This window comes from Ectopseudomonas khazarica, from assembly GCF_004521985.1.
Lineage (GTDB): Bacteria > Pseudomonadota > Gammaproteobacteria > Pseudomonadales > Pseudomonadaceae > Aquipseudomonas > Aquipseudomonas khazarica.
The window spans coordinates 21,814-40,630 of the sequence record NZ_SBHZ01000009.1 but is presented as its reverse complement, the minus strand read 5'-3'; the positions used below and the strand labels follow the sequence as shown (position 1 = coordinate 40,630).

General features: G+C 63.6%; 20 protein-coding genes and 1 other RNA gene. 14 read left to right on the top strand and 7 right to left on the bottom strand.

The window, feature by feature from the left end; translation table 11 throughout:
- The first annotated feature begins 81 nt into the window (after nt 1-81).
- The 3 genes from EPK82_RS13265 (at nt 82) to zapE (ending at nt 3,440) form a co-directional block, all read left to right on the top strand.
- The gene (locus EPK82_RS13265) at nt 82-711 is read left to right on the top strand and encodes an alpha/beta hydrolase (RefSeq protein ID WP_167494350.1); all 630 of its coding nucleotides are present in this window, start codon (nt 82-84) and stop codon (nt 709-711) included.
- 38 nt (nt 712-749) lie between these two features.
- On the top strand, nt 750-2,096 hold the full coding sequence (locus EPK82_RS13260; protein WP_134676865.1) for a tryptophan--tRNA ligase: 1,347 nt from the start codon (nt 750-752) through the stop codon (nt 2,094-2,096).
- 249 nt (nt 2,097-2,345) lie between these two features.
- The gene (gene zapE / locus EPK82_RS13255; protein ID WP_047586989.1) at nt 2,346-3,440 is read left to right on the top strand and encodes a cell division protein ZapE; all 1,095 of its coding nucleotides are present in this window, start codon (nt 2,346-2,348) and stop codon (nt 3,438-3,440) included.
- Nucleotides 3,441-3,520: 80 nt separating this feature from the next.
- On the opposite strand, the gene EPK82_RS13250 is transcribed toward zapE, so the two are convergent.
- Nucleotides 3,521-4,483 carry a hypothetical protein gene (locus EPK82_RS13250; RefSeq protein ID WP_134676864.1) on the bottom strand — a complete coding sequence of 321 codons (963 nt, stop codon included), beginning with the start codon at nt 4,481-4,483 and terminating at the stop codon, nt 3,521-3,523.
- 130 nt (nt 4,484-4,613) lie between these two features.
- Entirely contained in the window at nt 4,614-5,621 is a 1,008-nt protein-coding gene (locus EPK82_RS13245; protein ID WP_037046576.1) for a GlxA family transcriptional regulator, read from the bottom strand.
- Nucleotides 5,622-5,764: 143 nt separating this feature from the next.
- Between EPK82_RS13245 and EPK82_RS13240 the strand changes: the two genes are divergently transcribed.
- Complete coding sequence (locus EPK82_RS13240) at nt 5,765-6,904, top strand: acyl-CoA dehydrogenase family protein (RefSeq protein WP_134676863.1); 1,140 nt, start codon at nt 5,765-5,767, stop codon at nt 6,902-6,904.
- 101 nt (nt 6,905-7,005) lie between these two features.
- On the opposite strand, the gene EPK82_RS13235 is transcribed toward EPK82_RS13240, so the two are convergent.
- Nucleotides 7,006-8,043, bottom strand: coding sequence for an NADP(H)-dependent aldo-keto reductase (locus EPK82_RS13235; RefSeq protein WP_134676862.1), 1,038 nt, complete (start codon nt 8,041-8,043; stop codon nt 7,006-7,008).
- A 246-nt stretch (nt 8,044-8,289) separates the two neighbouring features.
- On the opposite strand from EPK82_RS13235, the gene rplM reads away from it, so the two are divergent.
- From rplM to EPK82_RS13200, 7 genes are all read left to right on the top strand, one after another.
- The gene (gene rplM, locus EPK82_RS13230; RefSeq protein WP_003242947.1) at nt 8,290-8,718 is read left to right on the top strand and encodes a 50S ribosomal protein L13; all 429 of its coding nucleotides are present in this window, start codon (nt 8,290-8,292) and stop codon (nt 8,716-8,718) included.
- A gap of 14 nt (nt 8,719-8,732) precedes the next feature.
- The gene (rpsI, locus tag EPK82_RS13225; RefSeq protein ID WP_037046585.1) at nt 8,733-9,125 is read left to right on the top strand and encodes a 30S ribosomal protein S9; all 393 of its coding nucleotides are present in this window, start codon (nt 8,733-8,735) and stop codon (nt 9,123-9,125) included.
- Between the two features lie 254 nt (nt 9,126-9,379).
- Nucleotides 9,380-9,973 carry a ubiquinol-cytochrome c reductase iron-sulfur subunit gene (gene petA / locus EPK82_RS13220; protein ID WP_037046587.1) on the top strand — a complete coding sequence of 198 codons (594 nt, stop codon included), beginning with the start codon at nt 9,380-9,382 and terminating at the stop codon, nt 9,971-9,973.
- Nucleotides 9,973-11,184, top strand: coding sequence for a cytochrome b (locus EPK82_RS13215; protein WP_037046589.1), 1,212 nt, complete (start codon nt 9,973-9,975; stop codon nt 11,182-11,184). Before petA ends, EPK82_RS13215 begins: the two co-directional genes overlap by 1 nt.
- Nucleotides 11,184-11,963, top strand: a complete 780-nt coding sequence (locus EPK82_RS13210) for a cytochrome c1 (protein WP_037046590.1) — start codon at nt 11,184-11,186, stop codon at nt 11,961-11,963. Before EPK82_RS13215 ends, EPK82_RS13210 begins: the two co-directional genes overlap by 1 nt.
- A gap of 231 nt (nt 11,964-12,194) precedes the next feature.
- Nucleotides 12,195-12,812: a glutathione S-transferase N-terminal domain-containing protein gene (locus EPK82_RS13205; protein WP_134676861.1), complete on the top strand. Its 618-nt coding sequence runs from the start codon at nt 12,195-12,197 to the stop codon at nt 12,810-12,812.
- A gap of 13 nt (nt 12,813-12,825) precedes the next feature.
- Entirely contained in the window at nt 12,826-13,239 is a 414-nt protein-coding gene (locus tag EPK82_RS13200; protein ID WP_134676860.1) for a ClpXP protease specificity-enhancing factor, read from the top strand.
- A gap of 105 nt (nt 13,240-13,344) precedes the next feature.
- On the opposite strand, the gene EPK82_RS13195 is transcribed toward EPK82_RS13200, so the two are convergent.
- From EPK82_RS13195 to EPK82_RS13180, 4 genes are read right to left on the bottom strand one after another with little or no spacing between them, the layout of a single operon-like run.
- On the bottom strand, nt 13,345-13,878 hold the full coding sequence (locus EPK82_RS13195; protein WP_037046598.1) for a BON domain-containing protein: 534 nt from the start codon (nt 13,876-13,878) through the stop codon (nt 13,345-13,347).
- The gene (locus EPK82_RS13190; protein WP_037046600.1) at nt 13,875-14,468 is read right to left on the bottom strand and encodes a phosphoheptose isomerase; all 594 of its coding nucleotides are present in this window, start codon (nt 14,466-14,468) and stop codon (nt 13,875-13,877) included. The genes EPK82_RS13195 and EPK82_RS13190 overlap by 4 nt, the downstream gene beginning before the upstream one ends.
- 25 nt (nt 14,469-14,493) lie before the next feature.
- A complete protein-coding gene (locus tag EPK82_RS13185) occupies nt 14,494-14,853 on the bottom strand; it encodes a YraN family protein (RefSeq protein ID WP_037046602.1) in 360 nt (119 codons plus the stop codon).
- On the bottom strand, nt 14,850-16,658 hold the full coding sequence (locus EPK82_RS13180) for a penicillin-binding protein activator (protein ID WP_037046604.1): 1,809 nt from the start codon (nt 16,656-16,658) through the stop codon (nt 14,850-14,852). Before EPK82_RS13180 ends, EPK82_RS13185 begins: the two co-directional genes overlap by 4 nt.
- Nucleotides 16,659-16,747: 89 nt before the next feature.
- Here EPK82_RS13180 and rsmI point away from each other — a divergent pair, with 89 nt between their 5' ends.
- The 3 genes from rsmI to mraZ all read left to right on the top strand — a co-directional run bounded on the left by rsmI (nt 16,748) and on the right by mraZ (nt 18,817).
- Nucleotides 16,748-17,647, top strand: coding sequence for a 16S rRNA (cytidine(1402)-2'-O)-methyltransferase (gene rsmI / locus EPK82_RS13175; protein ID WP_037046606.1), 900 nt, complete (start codon nt 16,748-16,750; stop codon nt 17,645-17,647).
- 47 nt (nt 17,648-17,694) lie between these two features.
- An RNA gene (gene rnpB / locus EPK82_RS13170) (RNase P RNA component class A) lies at nt 17,695-18,053 on the top strand.
- A 308-nt stretch (nt 18,054-18,361) separates the two neighbouring features.
- A complete protein-coding gene (gene mraZ, locus EPK82_RS13165) occupies nt 18,362-18,817 on the top strand; it encodes a division/cell wall cluster transcriptional repressor MraZ (RefSeq protein ID WP_047587012.1) in 456 nt (151 codons plus the stop codon).

The window sequence follows — 18,817 nt, the reverse complement described above, 5'->3', positions numbered from 1 at the left end:
GCGAGACGCTGAACAGGTTCATTTGCCGCACAGGCAGTTTGCTAGACGAGTCGACCCGTTGCGGGGTCACGGAGTTCAGTGTTGCTCAGTCGCGAAACCCCCATTTTCATTCCCGGCCCGGTGGGCCAGCTCGAAGCCCTTCTGCTGGAAGTGCCTGACGCCCGTGGCATTGCCCTGGTCTGCCACCCCAATCCGGTGCAGGGCGGGACCATGCTCAACAAGGTGGTGTCTACCCTGCAGCGCACGGCACGCGATTGTGGCTATCACACCCTGCGGTTCAACTACCGTGGCGTCGGTGCCAGCGCAGGTAGCCATGACATGGGCGCCGGCGAGGTGGACGATGCCGAGGCGGTCGCTGCCTGGCTGCAGGAACGCTACCCGGACCTGCCCATCACCCTGCTGGGGTTTTCCTTCGGCGGTTTCGTCGCGGCGGCCCTGGGCGCACGACTGGAGGCTCAGGATCGGACACCCGGCAAGCTGTTCATGGTGGCGCCCGCCGTGCATCGCCTCGGCGGCGATACGCCCCCGGCGAGCCAGTGCCCGCTGGTGGTGATCCAGCCGGAGGCGGATGAAGTGGTGGAACCGCAGGTGGTCTACGACTGGTCGGCCAATCTCGGGCGTGCCCATGAACTGCTGAAAGTGGCAGAATGCGGCCACTTCTTCCATGGCAAGCTGACCGATCTGAAGGACCTCCTTCTGCCTCGTCTCTGAGCCCCGCCTAGTCATTGCAGCAAGACAAGCGAATCACTATGACCACCCGTATCCTCACCGGTATCACCACCACCGGCACGCCGCACCTGGGCAACTACGCCGGCGCCATTCGCCCGGCCATCGTCGCCAGTCGCGCCGCGGATGCCGACTCGTTCTACTTCCTCGCCGACTATCATGCGCTGATCAAGTGTGACGATCCCGCGCGCATCCAGCGTTCGCGCCTGGAAATCGCGGCCACCTGGCTGGCACTGGGCCTGGATGTGGACAAGGCGACCTTCTATCGCCAGTCGGACATCCCCGAGATTCCCGAGCTGTGCTGGCTGCTTACCTGCGTCGCCGGCAAGGGCCTGCTCAACCGCGCCCATGCCTACAAGGCATCGGTGGACAAGAACGTCGAGGCCGGTGAAGACCCGGACGCCGGCGTGACCATGGGCCTGTTCAGCTACCCGGTGCTGATGGCGGCGGACATCCTCATGTTCAACGCGCAGAAGGTGCCGGTCGGTCGCGATCAGATCCAGCACGTGGAGATGGCACGTGACATCGGTCAGCGTTTCAACCACCTGTTCGGCAAGGGCAAGGACCTGTTCGTCCTGCCGGAGGCGGTGATCGAGGAAGAAGTCGCCACCTTGCCTGGTCTCGATGGCCGCAAGATGAGCAAGAGCTACGACAACACCATCCCGCTGTTCGGTACCAGCAAGCAGCTCAAGGAGGCGATCGCACGCATCGTCACCGACTCCAGGCTGCCGGGCGAGCCCAAGGATGTCGACGGCTCGCACCTGTTCACCCTGTACCAGGCCTTTGCATCCTCCACCCAGCAGGCCGAGTTCCGCGCCGAGCTGGAGGCAGGGCTGGCCTGGGGTGAGGCGAAGAACCGTCTGTACCAGCTGCTGGAGGGCGAGCTGGGCGAGGCCCGCGAGCGCTACAACGCGCTGATCGCCAGGCCCGCCGACCTCGAGGACATCCTCCTCGCCGGCGCCGCCAAGGCGCGCCGCATCGCCACGCCGTTCCTCGGCGAACTGCGCGAAGCGGTTGGCCTGCGTTCGTTCCGCGAGCAGGTGCAGGCGGCCGGCAGCGAGAAGAAGAAAGCGGCCAAGAGCGCGCGTTTCGTCAGCTTCCGCGATGATGACGGCAGTTTCCGTTTCCGCCTGCTGGACGCCGATGGCGAGCAGCTGTTGCTGTCGAAGTCGTTTGCCGATGGCAAGTCGTCCGGCATGGTCGGCAAGCGCCTGCAGGCTGGCGAAGCGCTGGATGTGCGCGCAGACGGCCTGTTCTTCTCGGTCTGGATCGATGGCGAGAGCGTGGCGACCAGCCCCGAGTTCGCCGATGCGCAGGCCCTTGAGGGCGCCATCCAGCGTTTGCGCGAGGCGCTGGCGCCGCAGGACTGATCGGGCCTCGCGCTCCCGTGAACGCGGGGGCGTCACGCATCCGTCCGACGTGCACGGATTGCCAATCCACGGGGGCGTCGCTAAAGTGACGCCCCCGTTTTTACTTGCCCGGCCGAGCGCCTGCTTGCAGGCTCGCGAGCCAGAGGCAGGCGAGGAAGCACCCTGTACGGGCGTACATGGGCATTCCGGGCTTGCTTCTCACGCGACAGACCCGACGCGCAGCAGACTTTGAACAGGCTCTAACGAATCATGACTCCCCTCGAGCGTTATCAGGCCGATCTCAAACGGCCCGACTTCTTCCATGACGCGGCCCAGGAAAATGCCGTTCGCCACCTGCAGCGTCTGTACGACGACCTGGTCGCCTCCGACCAGGGCAAGGGCGGGCTGCTGGGCAAGCTGTTCGGCAAGAAGCCGCAGGGGCCGGTCAAGGGCCTGTACTTCTGGGGCGGGGTAGGACGCGGCAAGACCTATCTGGTCGATACTTTCTTCGATGCGTTGCCCTTCGAGCAGAAGATGCGCACCCACTTCCACCGCTTCATGAAGCGCGTGCACGAGGAAATGAAGACCCTCAAGGGCGAGAAGAATCCGCTGACCATCATCGGCAAGCGCTTCGCCGACGAGGCGCGGGTGATCTGCTTCGACGAATTCTTCGTCAGCGACATCACCGACGCGATGATCCTGGCGACCCTGCTGGAGGAGCTGTTCAAGAACGGCGTGTCCCTGGTGGCGACCTCCAACATCGTGCCGGACGGCCTGTACCGCGACGGTCTGCAGCGGGCGCGCTTCCTGCCGGCCATTGCCCTGCTCAAGCAGCACACCGACATCGTCAACGTCGACAGCGGCGTCGACTATCGCCTGCGCGCGCTGGAGCAGGCCGAGCTGTTCCACTTCCCGCTGGGAGTGGCCGCCGAGGAAAGCCTGCGCAAGAGCTTCCAGAGCCTGCTGCCTGACTGCACGCACATGGTCGAGAACGAGGCGCTGATGATCGAGAACCGCGCCATCAATGCCGTGCGCGTCTGCGAGGACGTGGCCTGGTTCGAGTTCCGCGAGCTGTGCGACGGCCCGCGCAGCCAGAACGACTACATCGAGCTGGGCAAGATCTTCCATGCGGTGATCCTCGCCAACGTCGAGCAGATGAGCGTGGCCAAGGACGACATGGCGCGCCGCTTCATCAACCTGGTGGACGAGTTTTACGACCGCAACGTCAAGCTGATCATCTCCGCCGAGGTGGAGCTCAAGGATCTGTACACCGGCGGTCGCCTGAGTTTCGAGTTCCAGCGCACGCTGAGCCGTCTGCTGGAGATGCAGTCGCACGAGTTCCTCTCGCGCCCACACCGGCCCTGAGGAATGGCGAAACGAAAAAGGCGACCCACAAGGTCGCCTTTTTCGTTCGTGCCGATGCAGCGCCTGCTGGCGCCAGTCGGTCAGTTTTTAGCCAGCTTGTGCTGGTGCTGAGCCAGCAGCTTCTGCGCGTGGGCCACTTCCAGCGCTTCCATGGCGTTGATCGGTTTGATCGCCGCGGCGAGCCTGAGGTGCTCGATGACCTTCTGCTCTTCATCGTCGCCGTACACGTAGGTCAGTGCGTTGGCGTATTCGTAGTGGCCGATGGGCAGGTCGTCGCGGGCCTGGAAGCTGCGCCGGAAGTACTTCTCCATGTTGTCCGCGCTGACGCCGTAGGTCATCCGGCCGACCAGCTTGCCCACCTTGCGAATCACCCCGGCTTCATAGCCGCCATACAGGGCCAGCGCGAAGGGCTGCTGCGGCTGCTTGGCCAGCAGCGCCTTGAGTTCCTCCGGGATCTGCGAGGTGTAGCCGCGCTTGAGCACGACCGGTACCGACAGTTCCTCGCCCAGGCGCGCCTTGGCGTAGACGCGGCCGAACTGGGCGACGGTGTCTGCCTGCACCAGGTCCCCAGCCTCGTCGGTGTAGGCGATCACTTCTTCCAGCAGGCGGTGCTTCTCGGCCTGGTCCGGCACCAGGAACATGGCATAGATGACCTGGGCGAACATCGCCGGGATCTGCCCGCCGACGCCGAGGGCCAGGCCCTGCTCCTTGGCCTGGGCGAAATCGCCACGGAACATCAGGCGCCACACATCCTGCAGCTGCTGCGCATAGCGTTCGGCCTCCTCCGGCTTGCCGGTGAAGCCGGTGCCGGCGGCAACGGTCTTCTCCAGCGCCTGCGGATAGCTCGTGGCCATGGTCACCACCCAGTCGGCATCGGGGAAGGGGTAGTCGCCGAAGCCGCGAGTCAGCTGCGGCCAGGCCTGGCGCAGCTTGTCGCCGCTGTAGTCGTAGGCGCTCTGGTCGAGCGGGAAGGGTTTCCAGTTGTCGGCTGCGGCAGCGCTCAGGCTGGCGGTGGCAAGCAGGGCAATCAATAGACGGCGCATGGCGGTGAACCTGTTGTTGTTATGTGCACCGACCGATCATAGGGCGCCATGGCAGGGCGCCAACCTAACCAAGGGTGGGCTGGCGTTTTGCCGTCCAGCCAGCAGGCGTTGCGCTGCCGCTGGACGTACCTCAGTCCTGCTTGTCCTTCTGCTGGAACTGGCGGCGGTACTGGTTCGGCGACAGCTCGGTGTGCTGGCGGAACAGGCGGGCGAAGAAGCTGGCGTCGTCGTAACCGACCTCGTAGCTGATGGTCTTGATGCTCTTGCGGGTGGCGGAGAGCAGGCTCTTCGCCGTCTCGATGCGCAGGCGTTGCAGGTAATGCAGGGGTTTGTCGCCGGTGGCGCCCTGGAAGCGGCGCATGAAGTTGCGAATGCTCATGCCGTGTTCGCGGGCGACGTCCTCGAAGCGGAACTTGTCGGCGTAGTGCTCCTCCAGCCAGTGCTGGATCTGCAGCACCGTGACGTCCTGGTGCAGTTTCTGCCCGCCGAAACCGATGCGCCCGGGGGTATAGCTGCGCTGCACTTCGTAGAGGATGTCGCGTGCCACGCCCTGCGCCACGCCCGTGCCGCAGTAGCGCTCGATCAGATAGATGTAGAGGTCGCATGCCGAGGTGACGCCGCTGGCGCAGTAGAGATTGTCGGCGTCGGACAGGTGTTTGTCCTGGTTGAGCAGCACCTTGGGGAAGCGTTCGGCGAACTCGCGAAAGAAGCGCCAGTAGGTGGTCGCTTCCTTGCCGTCGAGCAGGCCGGCCTCGGCCATCCAGAACACGCCGCTGGCTTCGCCGCAGATTGCGCTGCCGGCCGCATGCTGACGCCTGAGCCACTCCAGCACCTGTGGGTAACGGCGGCTGAGCGCGTCGAAGTCGTCCCAGAAGGCGGGCAGGATGATCACATCGCAGGCATCCAGGCCGCCGTCCACCGGGACCTGCACCTTGCTGAAGCTGTTCACCGGCAGGCCGTCCGGGCTCACCAGGTGAATCTCGAAAGGGGGTTCGTGGCCCAGTCCCTGTTGGCGGGCATGACGAATGCCGGCCATGTGGAAAAAGTCCTTGGCCTGCATGAGGGTGGAGGCGAATACGCCATCGGTGGCGAGAATGCTGACGCGGTGCAAGGCCGCACGCGGCTGTGGAATAACCATGGTTCGTTGTTCTTGTTCAAGGCTAAGTGGTCAAGCAGCGGCTGGATCGTCTTATTTTTTGGCGCTTGTGTCCAGTGTAACCAAGCGTTTGCTTGGCTAAAGTCGAGGCCAGATTTTTGCCCGAGCCAGACACAGGTAGCGCCATGATCCCCAGAACGATATTCAGCTCCGACCATGAATTGTTTCGCGACAGCGTACGCAAGTTCCTCGAGCAGGAGGCCGTGCCCTTCCATCAGCAATGGGAGAAGGATGGCCACATCGACCGCGCGCTGTGGAACAAGGCGGGGGAGGCCGGCATGCTCTGTTCGCACATTCCCGAGGAGTACGGCGGCATGGCTGCCGACTTCCTCTACAGCACCGTGGTGATCGAGGAGATCGGTCGCCTGGGGCTGACCGGCATCGGCTTCTCCCTGCACTCGGACATCGTCGCGCCTTACATCCTGCATTACGGCAGCGAGGCGCAGAAGCAGCACTACCTGCCCAAGCTGGTGAGCGGCGAGATGGTCACCGCCATCGCCATGACCGAGCCGGGGGCCGGCTCCGACCTGCAGGGCGTGAAGACCACTGCGGTGCTGGACGGTGATGAGTACGTGATCAATGGCTCGAAGACCTTCATCACCAACGGCTGGCTGGCCGATCTGGTCATCGTGGTGGCCAAGACCGATCCCAAGGCCGGAGCGAAGGGCACCAGCCTGTTCCTGGTCGAGGCCAATACGCCCGGTTTCTCCAAGGGCAAGCGCCTGGAGAAGGTCGGCATGAAGGCGCAGGACACCTCGGAGCTGTTCTTCCAGGACGTGCGCGTGCCCAGGGAAAACCTGCTGGGCCGGCCGGGCATGGGCTTCGCCTACCTGATGCAGGAATTGCCGCAGGAGCGCCTGACCGTCGGCATCGGCGCCCTGGCCTCGGCCGAGGCCGCCCTGAACTGGACGCTGGACTACACCCGTGAGCGCAAGGCGTTCGGCAAGGCGGTCGCCGACTTCCAGAACACCCGCTTCAAGCTGGCCGAGATGGCCACGGAGATCCAGGTCGGGCGCGTGTTCGTCGATCGCTGCCTGGAGCTGCATCTGCAGGGCAAGCTCGACGTGCCGACCGCCGCGATGTTGAAGTACTGGGGCACCGATCTGCAGTGCAAGGTGCTCGACGAGTGCGTGCAGTTGCACGGCGGCTACGGCTTCATGTGGGAGTACCCGGTGGCGCGTGCCTGGGCTGATGCGCGGGTGCAGCGCATCTACGCCGGGACCAACGAGATCATGAAGGAAATCATCGCCCGCTCGCTGGTCTGAGAACCGCTGCAAGCCTCAAGCGGCAAGCTCCAAGGGAAAGCAGGTGCAGGTTGAGCTTGCGCCCGCGCACTGGCTTTTAGCTTGCAGCTTGCCGCTTGTTGTTATGGCGCCGGGTTGGGCTGCGCCTTATGGATCGCCTCGATACCGGCCAGCACCTCGGCGGAGAGGCTCAGCTCGGCGCTGGCCAGGTTGCTCTCCAGCTGTTCCAGGCTGGTGGCGCCGATGATGTTGCTGGTCACGAAAGGTTGCGCGGTGACGAAGGCCAGGGCCATCTGCGCGGGATCGAGGCCATGCTCGCGGGCCAGTGCGACGTAGCGCGAGCAGGCCGCCTCCGACTGCGGGTTGGTGTAGCGGGCGAAGCGACTGAACAGGCTGATGCGCGCACCCTCGGGGCGCGCGCCGCCCTCGTACTTGCCGCTGAGCATGCCGAACGCCAGTGGTGAGTAGGCCAGCAGCCCGCACTGCTCGCGAATCGCGACCTCGGCCAGGCCCACTTCGAAGCTGCGGTTGAGCAGGTTGTAGGGGTTCTGGATCGACACGGCGCGCGGCCAGCCACGGCTCTCGGCCAGTTGCAGGACCTTCATGGTGCCCCAGGGCGTTTCGTTGGACAGGCCGATGTGGCGGATCTTGCCGGCCTTGACCTGCTCGTCGAGCACAGCGAGGGTTTCTTCCAGGGGCGTGAAGTCGCTGTCCTGGTGGCGATAGCCCAGCTGGCCGAAGAAGTTGGTCGGGCGTTCTGGCCAGTGCAGCTGGTAGAGGTCGATCCAGTCGGTGCGCAGGCGCTTCAGGCTGGCGTCCAGGGCGGCGACGATGTGCTGGCGATCGAATTTCAGCTGGCCGTCGCGAATGTGGCTGATGCCATTGCCGGGGCCGGCGATCTTGCTGGCCAGGATCCAGTCGGCGCGGTCGCCGCGCTGCTGGAAGTAGCTGCCGATGATCTGCTCCGTCTTGCTGTAGGTCTCGGCTCGCGGCGGTACCGGGTACATCTCGGCGGTATCGATGAAGTTGATGCCGCCGGCCTTGGCGCGTTCGATCTGGGCATGGCCTTCGGCCTCGCTGTTCTGCTCGCCCCAGGTCATGGTGCCCAGGCACAGTGCGCTGACATCGAGATCGGTTCGGCCCAGCTTGCGGTATTCCATGGGGTGCTCCTTGGCAAAAGAGTCATACAATCAGGTTGAAATTTTTTTCGCAATCAGGATAATCCGGCACCTCTTTCTGCGGTGGAAGTGATGCGCCGCCTGCCGAAGAATCTTGCCGTACTGTGGACGCGCTGACCCGAGCCCCCGATAGCGTCCGTATGCGGCTGCCTTTGACTTGTCAAAGTACGCACTAACCAGTAAGATCCGCCGTCTATTTTTGCTGGGCGGCCCCTGAGGCTATAAAGAATGAAAACTTTTACTGCTAAACCGGAAACAGTAAAACGCGATTGGTTCGTCGTTGATGCTGCTGGTCAGACCCTGGGTCGTCTGGCCACCGAAATCGCGAGCCGTCTGCGTGGCAAGCACAAGCCTGAGTACACCCCGCACGTTGATACCGGCGACTACATCGTCGTGATCAATGCCGAGCAGGTGCGTGTAACCGGCGCCAAAGCCAGCGACAAGAAGTACTACTCCCACTCCGGTTTCCCGGGCGGCATCAAAGAGATCAACTTCGAGAAGCTGATCGCTCGTGCCCCTGAGCGCGTGATCGAGACCGCGGTCAAAGGCATGCTGCCGAAGAACCCGCTGGGTCGCGACATGTACCGTAAGCTGAAAGTGTACAAGGGTGCCGCTCACCCGCACACCGCTCAGCAGCCCCAAGAACTGAAGATTTAACGGAATAGTTCATTATGTCGGCGACTCAAAACTACGGCACTGGCCGTCGCAAGACCGCAACCGCGCGCGTATTCCTGCGTCCGGGCACTGGTAACATCTCGATCAACAACCGCAGCCTGGACGTGTTCTTCGGCCGCGAGACCGCTCGCATGGTCGTGCGTCAGCCGCTGGAGCTGACCGAGACCGTCGAGAAGTTCGACATCTTCGTCACCGTTGCCGGTGGTGGTGTCAGCGGTCAAGCCGGTGCCATCCGTCACGGCATCACCCGCGCTCTGATCGAGTACGACGAGACCCTGCGCAGCCCGCTGCGTAAAGCCGGTTACGTCACTCGTGACGCCCGTGAAGTCGAGCGTAAGAAAGTCGGTCTGCGCAAAGCGCGTAAGCGTCCGCAGTACTCGAAGCGTTAATCGCTACTACGCTTCCAAAAGCGCCCAGTTTCCTTACGGAGCTGGGCGTTTTTTTTGGGGGTGGCAAAGTGCTGCGACAACGTGCCGCATACCCGCAGGCCGCGCGCGTCAAGGCTTTCGCCAGCCTCTTCCGGGGTAATTACCTTGTCAGAAAAGGGGCTTTTCTTTACCATTTGGCGAATTTTTTGCGCGGCCCGATTTTTACTTAGTAGAGGCCTGAACAACAGGCCACAAAGCTGATGGGAGACGACTGAATGAGCAATGACGGCGTGAATGCAGGCCGACGTCGCTTTCTGGTTGCGGCCACCTCTGTGGTGGGCGCGGCAGGAGCGGTAGGTGCTGCGACTCCGTTCGTGGGGTCATGGTTCCCCAGTGCCAAGGCCAAGGCGGCCGGTGCACCGGTGAAGGTGAACGTCAGCAAGATCGAGGCTGGCCAGCAGATGGTTGCTGAGTGGCGCGGTCAGCCGGTGTTCATCGTCCGCCGTACCGAGGAGATCCTGGGTAACCTCACCAAGATCCACGATCGCATGGCAGATCCGGAGTCCCAGGCGTCGGTACAGCCGACCTACGTGGACCCGACTGTTCGCTCGATCAAGCCGGAGCTGCTGGTCGTGGTCGGTCTGTGCACCCACCTGGGCTGCTCGCCGTCCTTCCGTCCGGAAGTGGCGCCTGCCGATCTGGGCGCCGATTGGGTCGGTGGCTACTTCTGCCCCTGCCACGGTTCTCGTTACGACCTCGCCGGGCGCGTCTACAAGGCCCAGCCGGCTCCGCTGAACCTGCCGGTACCGCCGCATAGCTACGAGACGGATGATGTGATCATCATCGGTGTGGACCAGGAGAAGGCCTGATGAGCAAATTCATGGAATGGGTGGATGCGCGCTTCCCCGCCACCAAGATGTGGGAAGACCATCTCTCCAAGTACTACGCCCCGAAGAACTTCAACTTCTTCTACTTCTTTGGCTCGCTGGCGCTGCTGGTTCTGGTCAACCAGATCCTCACCGGTGTCTGGCTGACCATGAGCTTCACCCCGTCCGCCGAGGAAGCCTTCGCGTCCGTCGAGTACATCATGCGCGACGTGGAGTACGGCTGGATCATCCGCTACCTGCACTCCACCGGCGCTTCGGCGTTCTTCGTGGTGGTCTACCTGCACATGTTCCGCGGTCTGCTCTACGGCTCCTACCAGAAGCCGCGTGAGCTGGTGTGGATCTTCGGCATGCTGATCTACCTCTGCCTGATGGCCGAGGCCTTCATGGGCTACCTGCTGCCGTGGGGCCAGATGTCCTACTGGGGCGCCCAGGTGATCATCTCGCTGTTCGGTGCGATTCCGGTGATCGGCGATGACCTGACCCAGTGGATCCGTGGTGACTACCTGATTTCCGGCATCACCCTGAACCGCTTCTTCGCCCTGCACGTGATTGCCCTGCCGATCGTTCTGCTCGGCCTGGTCGTGCTGCACATCCTGGCGCTGCACGAAGTCGGTTCGAACAACCCGGATGGCGTCGACATCAAGAAGAAGAAGGACGAGAACGGTGTGCCGCTCGACGGTATCGCCTTCCACCCTTACTACACCGTGAAAGACATCGTCGGCGTAGTGGTCTTCCTGTTCGTGTTCTGCTTCGTGGTGTTCTTCTTCCCGGAGATGGGTGGTTACTTCCTCGAGAAGCCCAACTTCGAAGCGGCCAACCCGTTCAAGACGCCTGAGCACATCGCCCCGGTGTGGTACTTCACGCCCTTCTACGCCATCCTGCGCGCCGTGCCGGACAAGCTGATGGGTGTTATCGCCATGGGTGCTGCGATCGCCGTGCTGTTCGTCCTGCCGTGGCTGGACCGTAGCCCGGTCAAGTCCATGCGTTACAAGGGCTGGATGAGCAAGATCTGGCTGGTGGTGTTCTGCATTTCCTTCGTCATCCTCGGCGTACTGGGTGTATTGGCACCGACCCCGGGTCGTACCCTGCTGTCGCAGGTGTGCACCATCCTGTACTTCGCGTACTTCATCCTGATGCCGTTCTACACCAGGATGGAAAAGACCAAACCGGTTCCGGAAAGGGTGACGGGCTGATGAAAAAGCTATTTGCTGCATTTGTTTTCGCTGCACTGCCGGCCCTGGGCTTCGCGGCCGGTGGCAACGTGCACCTGGACAAGGTCGACATCGACCTGACCGACAAGGCTGCCATGCAAGATGGTGCGCGTACCTTCGCCAACTACTGCATGGGCTGCCACTCGGCCAAGTTTCAGCGTTACGAGCGGGTTGCCGATGACCTCGGCGTGCCGCACGAAATCATGCTGGAGAACCTGGTATTCAGTGGCGCCAAGATCGGCGACCACATGAAGATCGGCATGAAGCCCGACGACGCCAAGGTGTGGTTCGGTGCGGCTCCGCCCGACCTGACCCTGGTGGCTCGCGTGCGTGGCAACGACTGGCTGTACACCTACCTGCGCAGCTTCTACGCCGACCCGACCCGTCCGCTGGGCGCCAACAACAAGGTGTTCCCGAACGTGGGCATGCCGAACGTGCTGGTCGGCCTGCAGGGTAACCAGGTCATCGGTTGCAAGCAGGTTCAGGTGGTCACCGATGGCAAGAAGCAGTACGACCCGCTGACCGGCGCGCCGATCACTCACGAAGCCTGTGATCAGCTGACCGTGGAGCCGAACACCGGCACCCTGAGCGAGGCCGAGTTCGACGAGAAGATCAAGAACCTGGTGACCTTCCTGGCCTACTCGGCCAACCCGGTCAAGCTGAAGTCTCAGCGCATCGGCACCTACGTGCTGCTGTACCTGGCGTTCTTCTTCGTGTTCGCCTACCTGCTCAAGCGTGAGTACTGGAAGGACGTGCACTAAGTCGTTCCGGGTTCCGTCTCGAACCTGCGCGCCCTGATGGGCGCGCAGGTTTTTGTGCTTTAGCATCCTGGTGCCGCCTTGTTTGGTGGCGGCCAGCGAATCAAGAGTTGCTCGAGGCGTTTTCCGTCTTCGTCATGTCAGGCGCGCTCTGCGCTGCTGGCGGCGATGTCGGAAGTGCCGCAGACAATTTCCGTGTTTCTGGAACATCCAATAAAAGCGAGGAGGATCGCCATGGCGGTGACCAACAGGTTGACCTGCTACTCCGACCCCGCCGACCACTATTCCCATCGCGTGCGTCTGGTGCTCGCCGAGAAAGGTGTCAGCGTCGAGATCATCGATGTCGAGCAGGGCCGCTGCCCGCCCAAGCTCGCGGAGCTCAACCCCTACGGCAGTCTGCCGACGCTGGTCGATCGCGACCTGGCGCTGTACGAATCGTCCGTGGTGATGGAGTATCTGGACGAGCGCTATCCGCACCCGCCGCTGCTGCCGGTGTATCCGGTCGCACGCGCCAACAGTCGTCTGCTGATACACCGTATCCAGCGCGACTGGTGTGCGCTGGTCGATCGCATTCTCGACAAGCGCAGCAAGGAGGCAGAGCGCCAGCTGGCGCGCAAGGAGCTCCGTGAGAGCCTGACGGGCGTCTCGCCACTGTTCGCTGACAAGGCGTTCTTCCTCAGTGACGAGCTGAGCCTGGTGGATTGCTGCCTGCTGCCCATCCTCTGGCGTTTGCCGTTGCTGGGCATCGAGTTGCCGCGTCCGGCCAAGCCGTTGCTCGACTACATGGAGCGCCAGTTTGCCCGTGAGGCCTTTCAGGCCAGTCTTTCCGCTGTCGAGCGCGCAATGCGCTGAGAAGGAGGATCACATGAATTCCAGTCGTCCCTATCTGGTCCGCGCGCTGTACGAGTGGATCGTCGATAACGATTGCACGCCGCACCTGCTGATCAATGCTGAGTATCCGGGGGTGCAGGTGCCTCCGGGGTTCGCCAGTGACGGGCAGATCGTGCTCAACGCATCGCCCAGTGCGGTGCGTCACCTGCACATGGACAACGAGGCGGTCAGCTTCGAAGGGCGCTTCGGCGGTGTGGCGCACAGCCTCTACATCCCGTCAGCGGCCATCCTGGCGATCTATGCGCGGGAGAACGGGCAGGGCATGGTGTTCGACATGGAGCCGCCGCTTGCCGGTGCTGCCGACGAGCCGGGCCCGGATGATGATGGTCCGTCCGGTGGCGAACCGCCGCGCCCGAGTGGTCGGCCGAGCCTGAAAGTGGTGAAGTGAAGCAGCTGCACGCCACCGGCGAGCTGCGAGGTGGAAATGAAAACGGGCGCCCTGGGGCGCCCGTTTTCTTTGCTTGCAGCTCGAGGCTGCCGGCTTGCCGCTGTCTCAGTTGGTGTACTCGAACAGGCGCACCACCTTCTGCACGCCCGATACGCTCTGGACCACGGCGGTCGCTGCGTTGGCTTCGCTGCGATTGACCACGCCGAGCAGGTAGACGATGCCGTTTTCGGTGATGACCTTGATCTTGGTGCTCGGCACGTTGCTGTCGGCCAGCATCTGCGTCTTGATCTTGCTGGTGAGCAGGGAGTCGTTACTGCGCGCCAGCAGCGAGGCCGGCTGCTGGACCTGCAGTTCGTTGTACACCTTCTTCACGCCCTGGACATTGCGCGCGCGCTGGGCGGCCAGGTCCTTCAGCTCGCTGCGGGGCGTCTGGCCGGCGATCAGGATCACGCCGTTGTAGGCGGTGACGACGATGCGCGAGGTAGGGCTGGACAGGTCGGCGTGCGCATTGCTGATGCTGGAGGCGACGTCCGGGCCGAGGAACTGGTCATCGATCTTGTTGCCGATGCTGCGGCTGCCACAGCCTGCCAGGCTCAGGGTAACGGCCAGGGTGGCCAGGATCAGGGCGAAACGCTTCATTCTTCACTCCCAAACAATTGACTGTCGATCAGGTCGCACAGGCAGTGGATGGTCAGCAGGTGGACCTCCTGGATGCGTGCGGTAACTTTGGCTGGAACGCGGATTTCCACATCCTCCGGCAGCAGCAGCGATGCCATGCCGCCGCCGTCGCGGCCAGTCAGGGCGACCACGGTCATCTCGCGATCATGCGCAGCTTGAATGGCCTGGATGACATTTGCTGAGTTGCCGCTGGTGGAAATCGCCAGGAGCACGTCACCCGGCTGGCCCAGTGCGCGGATCTGTTTGGAGAAAATCTCGTTGTAGCTGTAGTCGTTGGCGATCGAGGTGATGGTCGAGCTGTCGGTGGTCAGGGCCACGGCGGGCAGGCTCGGGCGTTCGCGCTCGAAGCGGTTGAGCAGCTCGGAGGAAAAGTGCTGGGCGTCACCGGCCGAACCGCCGTTGCCACAGGAAAGAATCTTGCCCTCGTTGAGCAGCGCCTGGACCATGACCAGGCTGGCGTGCTCGATGTAGGGTGCGAGGACTTCCATGGCCTGCTGCTTGGTGTCGATGCTGGCTTGGAAGAGCTGACAGATTCGGGATTGCATGTCCATCGGTTAAACCTTGAGTGTACGGCCGTCAGGCATCGAAGGCGTTCTTGATCCAGTCGAGGCGAGTGGCGCCATCGGTACTGATGGCGACCACGTCGAAGCGGCAGGGGTGGCGGGCCCAGCGGGATTCCTGCTGGAGGAAGAGCTCGGCGGCGATGACCAACTTGCCACGCTTGCGCGCATCGATGCTCTCCAGGGCGCCGCCCCAGGCACTGTGGCGGCGGGCGCGGACTTCGACGAATACTACTGTATCGCCGTCGAGCATGACCAGATCAAGCTCGCCACGGCGACAGCTCCAGTTCTCTTCGATCAGGCGCAGGCCATTACGTTCCAGATGCTGACGGGCCGCCTGTTCGGCGGCTCGTCCCAGGTCGTTGTGGGTGCTCAATTGAGGCTTTCGGGAAGGCGCTGGACCTGGCCGCCGCGGAACTCTGCCCAGGGCAGCTGGCGTTCCACGCGCTGGGCCTGGTTGAGGCTGAGGGTGCCGGAAAGACCGTCGATGCGCGACTCCGGCAGGGCCTTGAGCTGGCCCAGGCGTGGCGCCAGGCGATAGGCGTCGACACCCATCGCGTACAGGCGGCCGAGGCTGCCGCCGGCCTGCGGCCACTGCTGGGTGACTTCCTGGCGCAGCGGTGCATGGGCGTCCAGCAGCCATGGGGTCTCGCAGAAGCGGATGCCTTCGAGGTCCTGATACTGGGCCTGGCTGTGGGTGCCGGTGAACAGGTGGGAGGTGGCATAGACCGGTACGTCGCCGGCGTACTGGAAGGCCAGGGTCGGCTTGATCTGCTGCGCCTGCTGCGGTGTCGCGGCGAGGAAGATGAAGTCGATGTCCTGGCGGCGTGCCGGCAGGGCGTCGACGCTGCTGCCCAGGGTGTTCTGCAGGCGGCGGGCGCGTGCTTCGCTCTCGCGCAGCTGGAACAGGTCGGCGATCTGGCGTGCCAGCTCGACGGGCTGGTCCACGTGCTCGGCGGCGATCAGGGTGCCGCCCTGGGCCTGCCAGCTCTGGCGGAAGGCATCCAGCACGCGGTCGCCCCATTCGCCGGCCGGGACCAGGGCCACGGCGCGGCGCATGCCGTCGCTCCAGGCGCGGCGCGAGACTTCGCGCGCTTCGTCCTCGGCGGCGAGGCCGAACTGGAACAGCTGCACAGGGCCTTCCTGGCCGGCGTCGCTGTAGTTGAGGGCCAGCGTGGTGATCGGCAGCTGCTCGCGATCGCTGAGCTGCTTGACCAGCGGCTTCTCCAGAGGGCCGACCACCAGTTGCACGCCGTCGGCCTGTGCCTGCTGGTAGAAGGCGTCCAGCGAACCGATGCGGGCGCTGTCGTAGAGTTTCACGTCCGGGGGATTCTGCCCGGCCTGCTGTGCCTCGTAGTGAGCCGCGAGGAAGCCGTCGCGCAGGGCGCGGGCCACGCTGGCCAGCTGGCCTTCCTGCGGCAGCAGCAGGGCGATGCGGGTCAGGGGCTGGCTGGCCAGCTCGCGCAGTTTCACCAGTGCCTCCGGGAGCTGCATCGCCGCCGGGTGCTGAGGGTTCTGCGCGACCCACTGGTCGATGGCGTCCTGCTGTTGTTCGAGCGTTGCCGCGCCCTTGGTCACGCGGGCCAGTGCCAGCCAGCCGGCCAGGTCGGCGTCGCCGCCAGCGGAGGTCTGCTCCGGCAGGTTGGCGACCAGCTCCCAGATCTTCTCGTGATTGTCCTGGGCCTGCTGACCGCTCAGCAGGGGCGCGATGAAGACGCGCTCGCGGGCGGCGGCCAGTGCCTGGCCGTCGGCTTCCAGTGCGCGAGCGCGTACCAGCTGGGTGCGGATCTGCTGTTCGACGGGCAGTTCGCTCAGGCGCTCGAGGCTGGGATGACGCAGGGCCTTCAGGGCGCTCTTGGGCTGTTTGCGCGCCATCGCCAGTTCCGCGTTCAGGGTGCTGGCGAACATCTGCTGGGCGGGTTGCAGGCTGGCAAGGTCGATCTGTTCGAGAATGCGCGCGGAGCCGGCCACATCGTTCTGGCGATAGGCCTGGTCGGCTGCGGACAGGCGCAGCAGGGCGGCTTGTTCGGGCTTGCTCTCGGCCGCCTGTTGCAGCATCTGCTCAATGCTGGCCTTGGGCGTGCGTGGCAGTTCACCCAGGCCGTTGTTGGGCGAACTGGCGCATGCCGCAAGCATGCCGGCCAGGAAGATGGCGGAAAGAGGGCGCAGACTAGCGATCATCGGGTCATCCTGATACTTGAGCAAAACAAGCGGCGATTGTACCCAAGCGCCAAGGATGGTGCGATGCCGCTGGGTCGGAAGCGGCTAGAATGAGCGCTCTTTCAATTAACGAGGTGTTACCCGTGAGTCAGTCCGTCGTCACCAGCGTCCAGCCCGGCACTCTTTATGTGGTCGCCACGCCGATTGGCAACCTGGACGACATCAGTGCGCGGGCACTGCGCATCCTGCGTGAGGTGGCGCTGATTGCTGCCGAGGACACCCGGCACTCCGTGCGCCTGCTGCAGCACTTCGGCATCGAGACGCCGCTGGCGGCCTGCCACGAGCATAACGAGCGCGAGCAGGGCGGGCGCTTTCTCGCGCGTCTGCAGGCGGGCGAGGATGTGGCGCTGATCTCCGATGCGGGCACGCCGCTGATTTCCGATCCGGGCTACCACCTGGTGCGCCAGGTACGCGCTGCCGGCTATCCGGTGGTGCCGGTGCCGGGAGCCTGTGCGCTGATCGCCGCGCTGTCGGCGGCCGGGCTGCCATCCGACCGTTTCATCTTCGAGGGCTTCCTGCCGGCGAAGGCCGCTGGACGCCGCGCGCGTCTCGAGCAGGTACGCGAGGAGCCGCGCACGCTGATCTTCTACGAGGCGCCGCACCGGATTCTCGAGTGCCTGGAGGATATGCGCAGTGTCTTCGGTGAGGAGCGTCCGGCATTGCTGGCGCGTGAGCTGACCAAGACCTTCGAGACGCTCAAGGGCTTGCCGCTGGCCGAGTTGTGCGCCTGGGTCGCGGCGGACAGTAATCAGCAGCGCGGCGAGTGCGTGGTGCTGGTGGCAGGCTGGCAGGCGCCGGAAGGTGAAGAGGCGGTGAACGCGGACGCGCTGCGGGTGCTCGATCTGCTCCTGGCGGAAATGCCGCTCAAGCGCGCGGCAGCGCTGGCGGCCGAGATCACCGGGGTGCGCAAGAACCTGCTCTATCAGGTGGCATTGCAGCGTCAAGGCTGAGCGCCGAGCTTGTTCTCGAGGGCGCCTGTCGGTAACCTTGGCGGCGGAGAGTCGATCGGACAGTCGCTGCCTCGTTTCGTTCCGCGATGCGGGGGGGAGGAAAGTCCGGGCTCCATAGGGCGGAGTGCCAGGTAACGCCTGGGGGGCGTGAGCCTACGGAAAGTGCCGCAGAAAATAACCGCCTAAGCGCTTCGGCGCCGGTAAGGGTGAAAAGGTGCGGTAAGAGCGCACCGCACGGCTGGTAACAGTCCGTGGCTAGGTAAACCCCACTCGGAGCAAGACCAAATAGGGTTCCATTGGCGTGGCCCGCGCTGGAACCGGGTAGGTTGCTAAAGGCGTGCAGTGATGTACGCCGTAGAGGAATGACTGTCCTCGACAGAACCCGGCTTACAGATCGACTCTCCTCCTTTCTTCCTCTCGTTGTACTTCTATCTCCCGCTCGTCTGATACCGAAATAGTCTTACTCTTAAGAAATTACTTTAAGTTCGAATTTCAGCTTGCTGCTGTGGCTGAATTTTGCCTGCCGAATCCGCCTTCCTGCATCGCTTTTCTCCTCGCTTTCGTTCGCTAAATCTCCGTCCTGTAAGGATTTTTCCCTTCTGGCGTGCCTTGACGGTGGGGCGTGCCCATTCCTATAGTGTGCGCAAGTGGTGGGAAGTGGCATGAAGTGGGTTTTTTTGGGCATGGAAAGCTAATTACAGGGGAAGCGCAGCCGTGTTTCGCGGAGCTAACGCCATCAGTCTCGACGCCAAAGGGCGCCTCGCGATGCCGAGTCGGTATCGTGACGAGCTCGTTGCGCGTTGTGGTGGCCAGCTGATCGTGACCATCGATGCCGTCGACCCCTGTCTTTGCGTTTATCCACTGGCCGAATGGGAGCTGATCGAGAACAAGCTGCGCGAGCTGGCCTCCTTCCGTGAAGAGAACCGCCGCCTGCAGCGTCTGCTGATCGGCAATGCCGTCGACCTCGAGCTCGACGCCAGTGGCCGCTTCCTGGTACCGCCGCGTTTGCGCGAGTACGCCAAGCTGGACAAGCGAGCGATGCTCGTGGGTCAGCTGAACAAATTCCAGCTCTGGGATGAAGATTCCTGGAATGCCGTAGCCGAGGCCGACCTCGCTGCCATCAAGCAGCCGGGCGCTCTTTCCGATGATTTGCGTGACCTGATCCTGTGA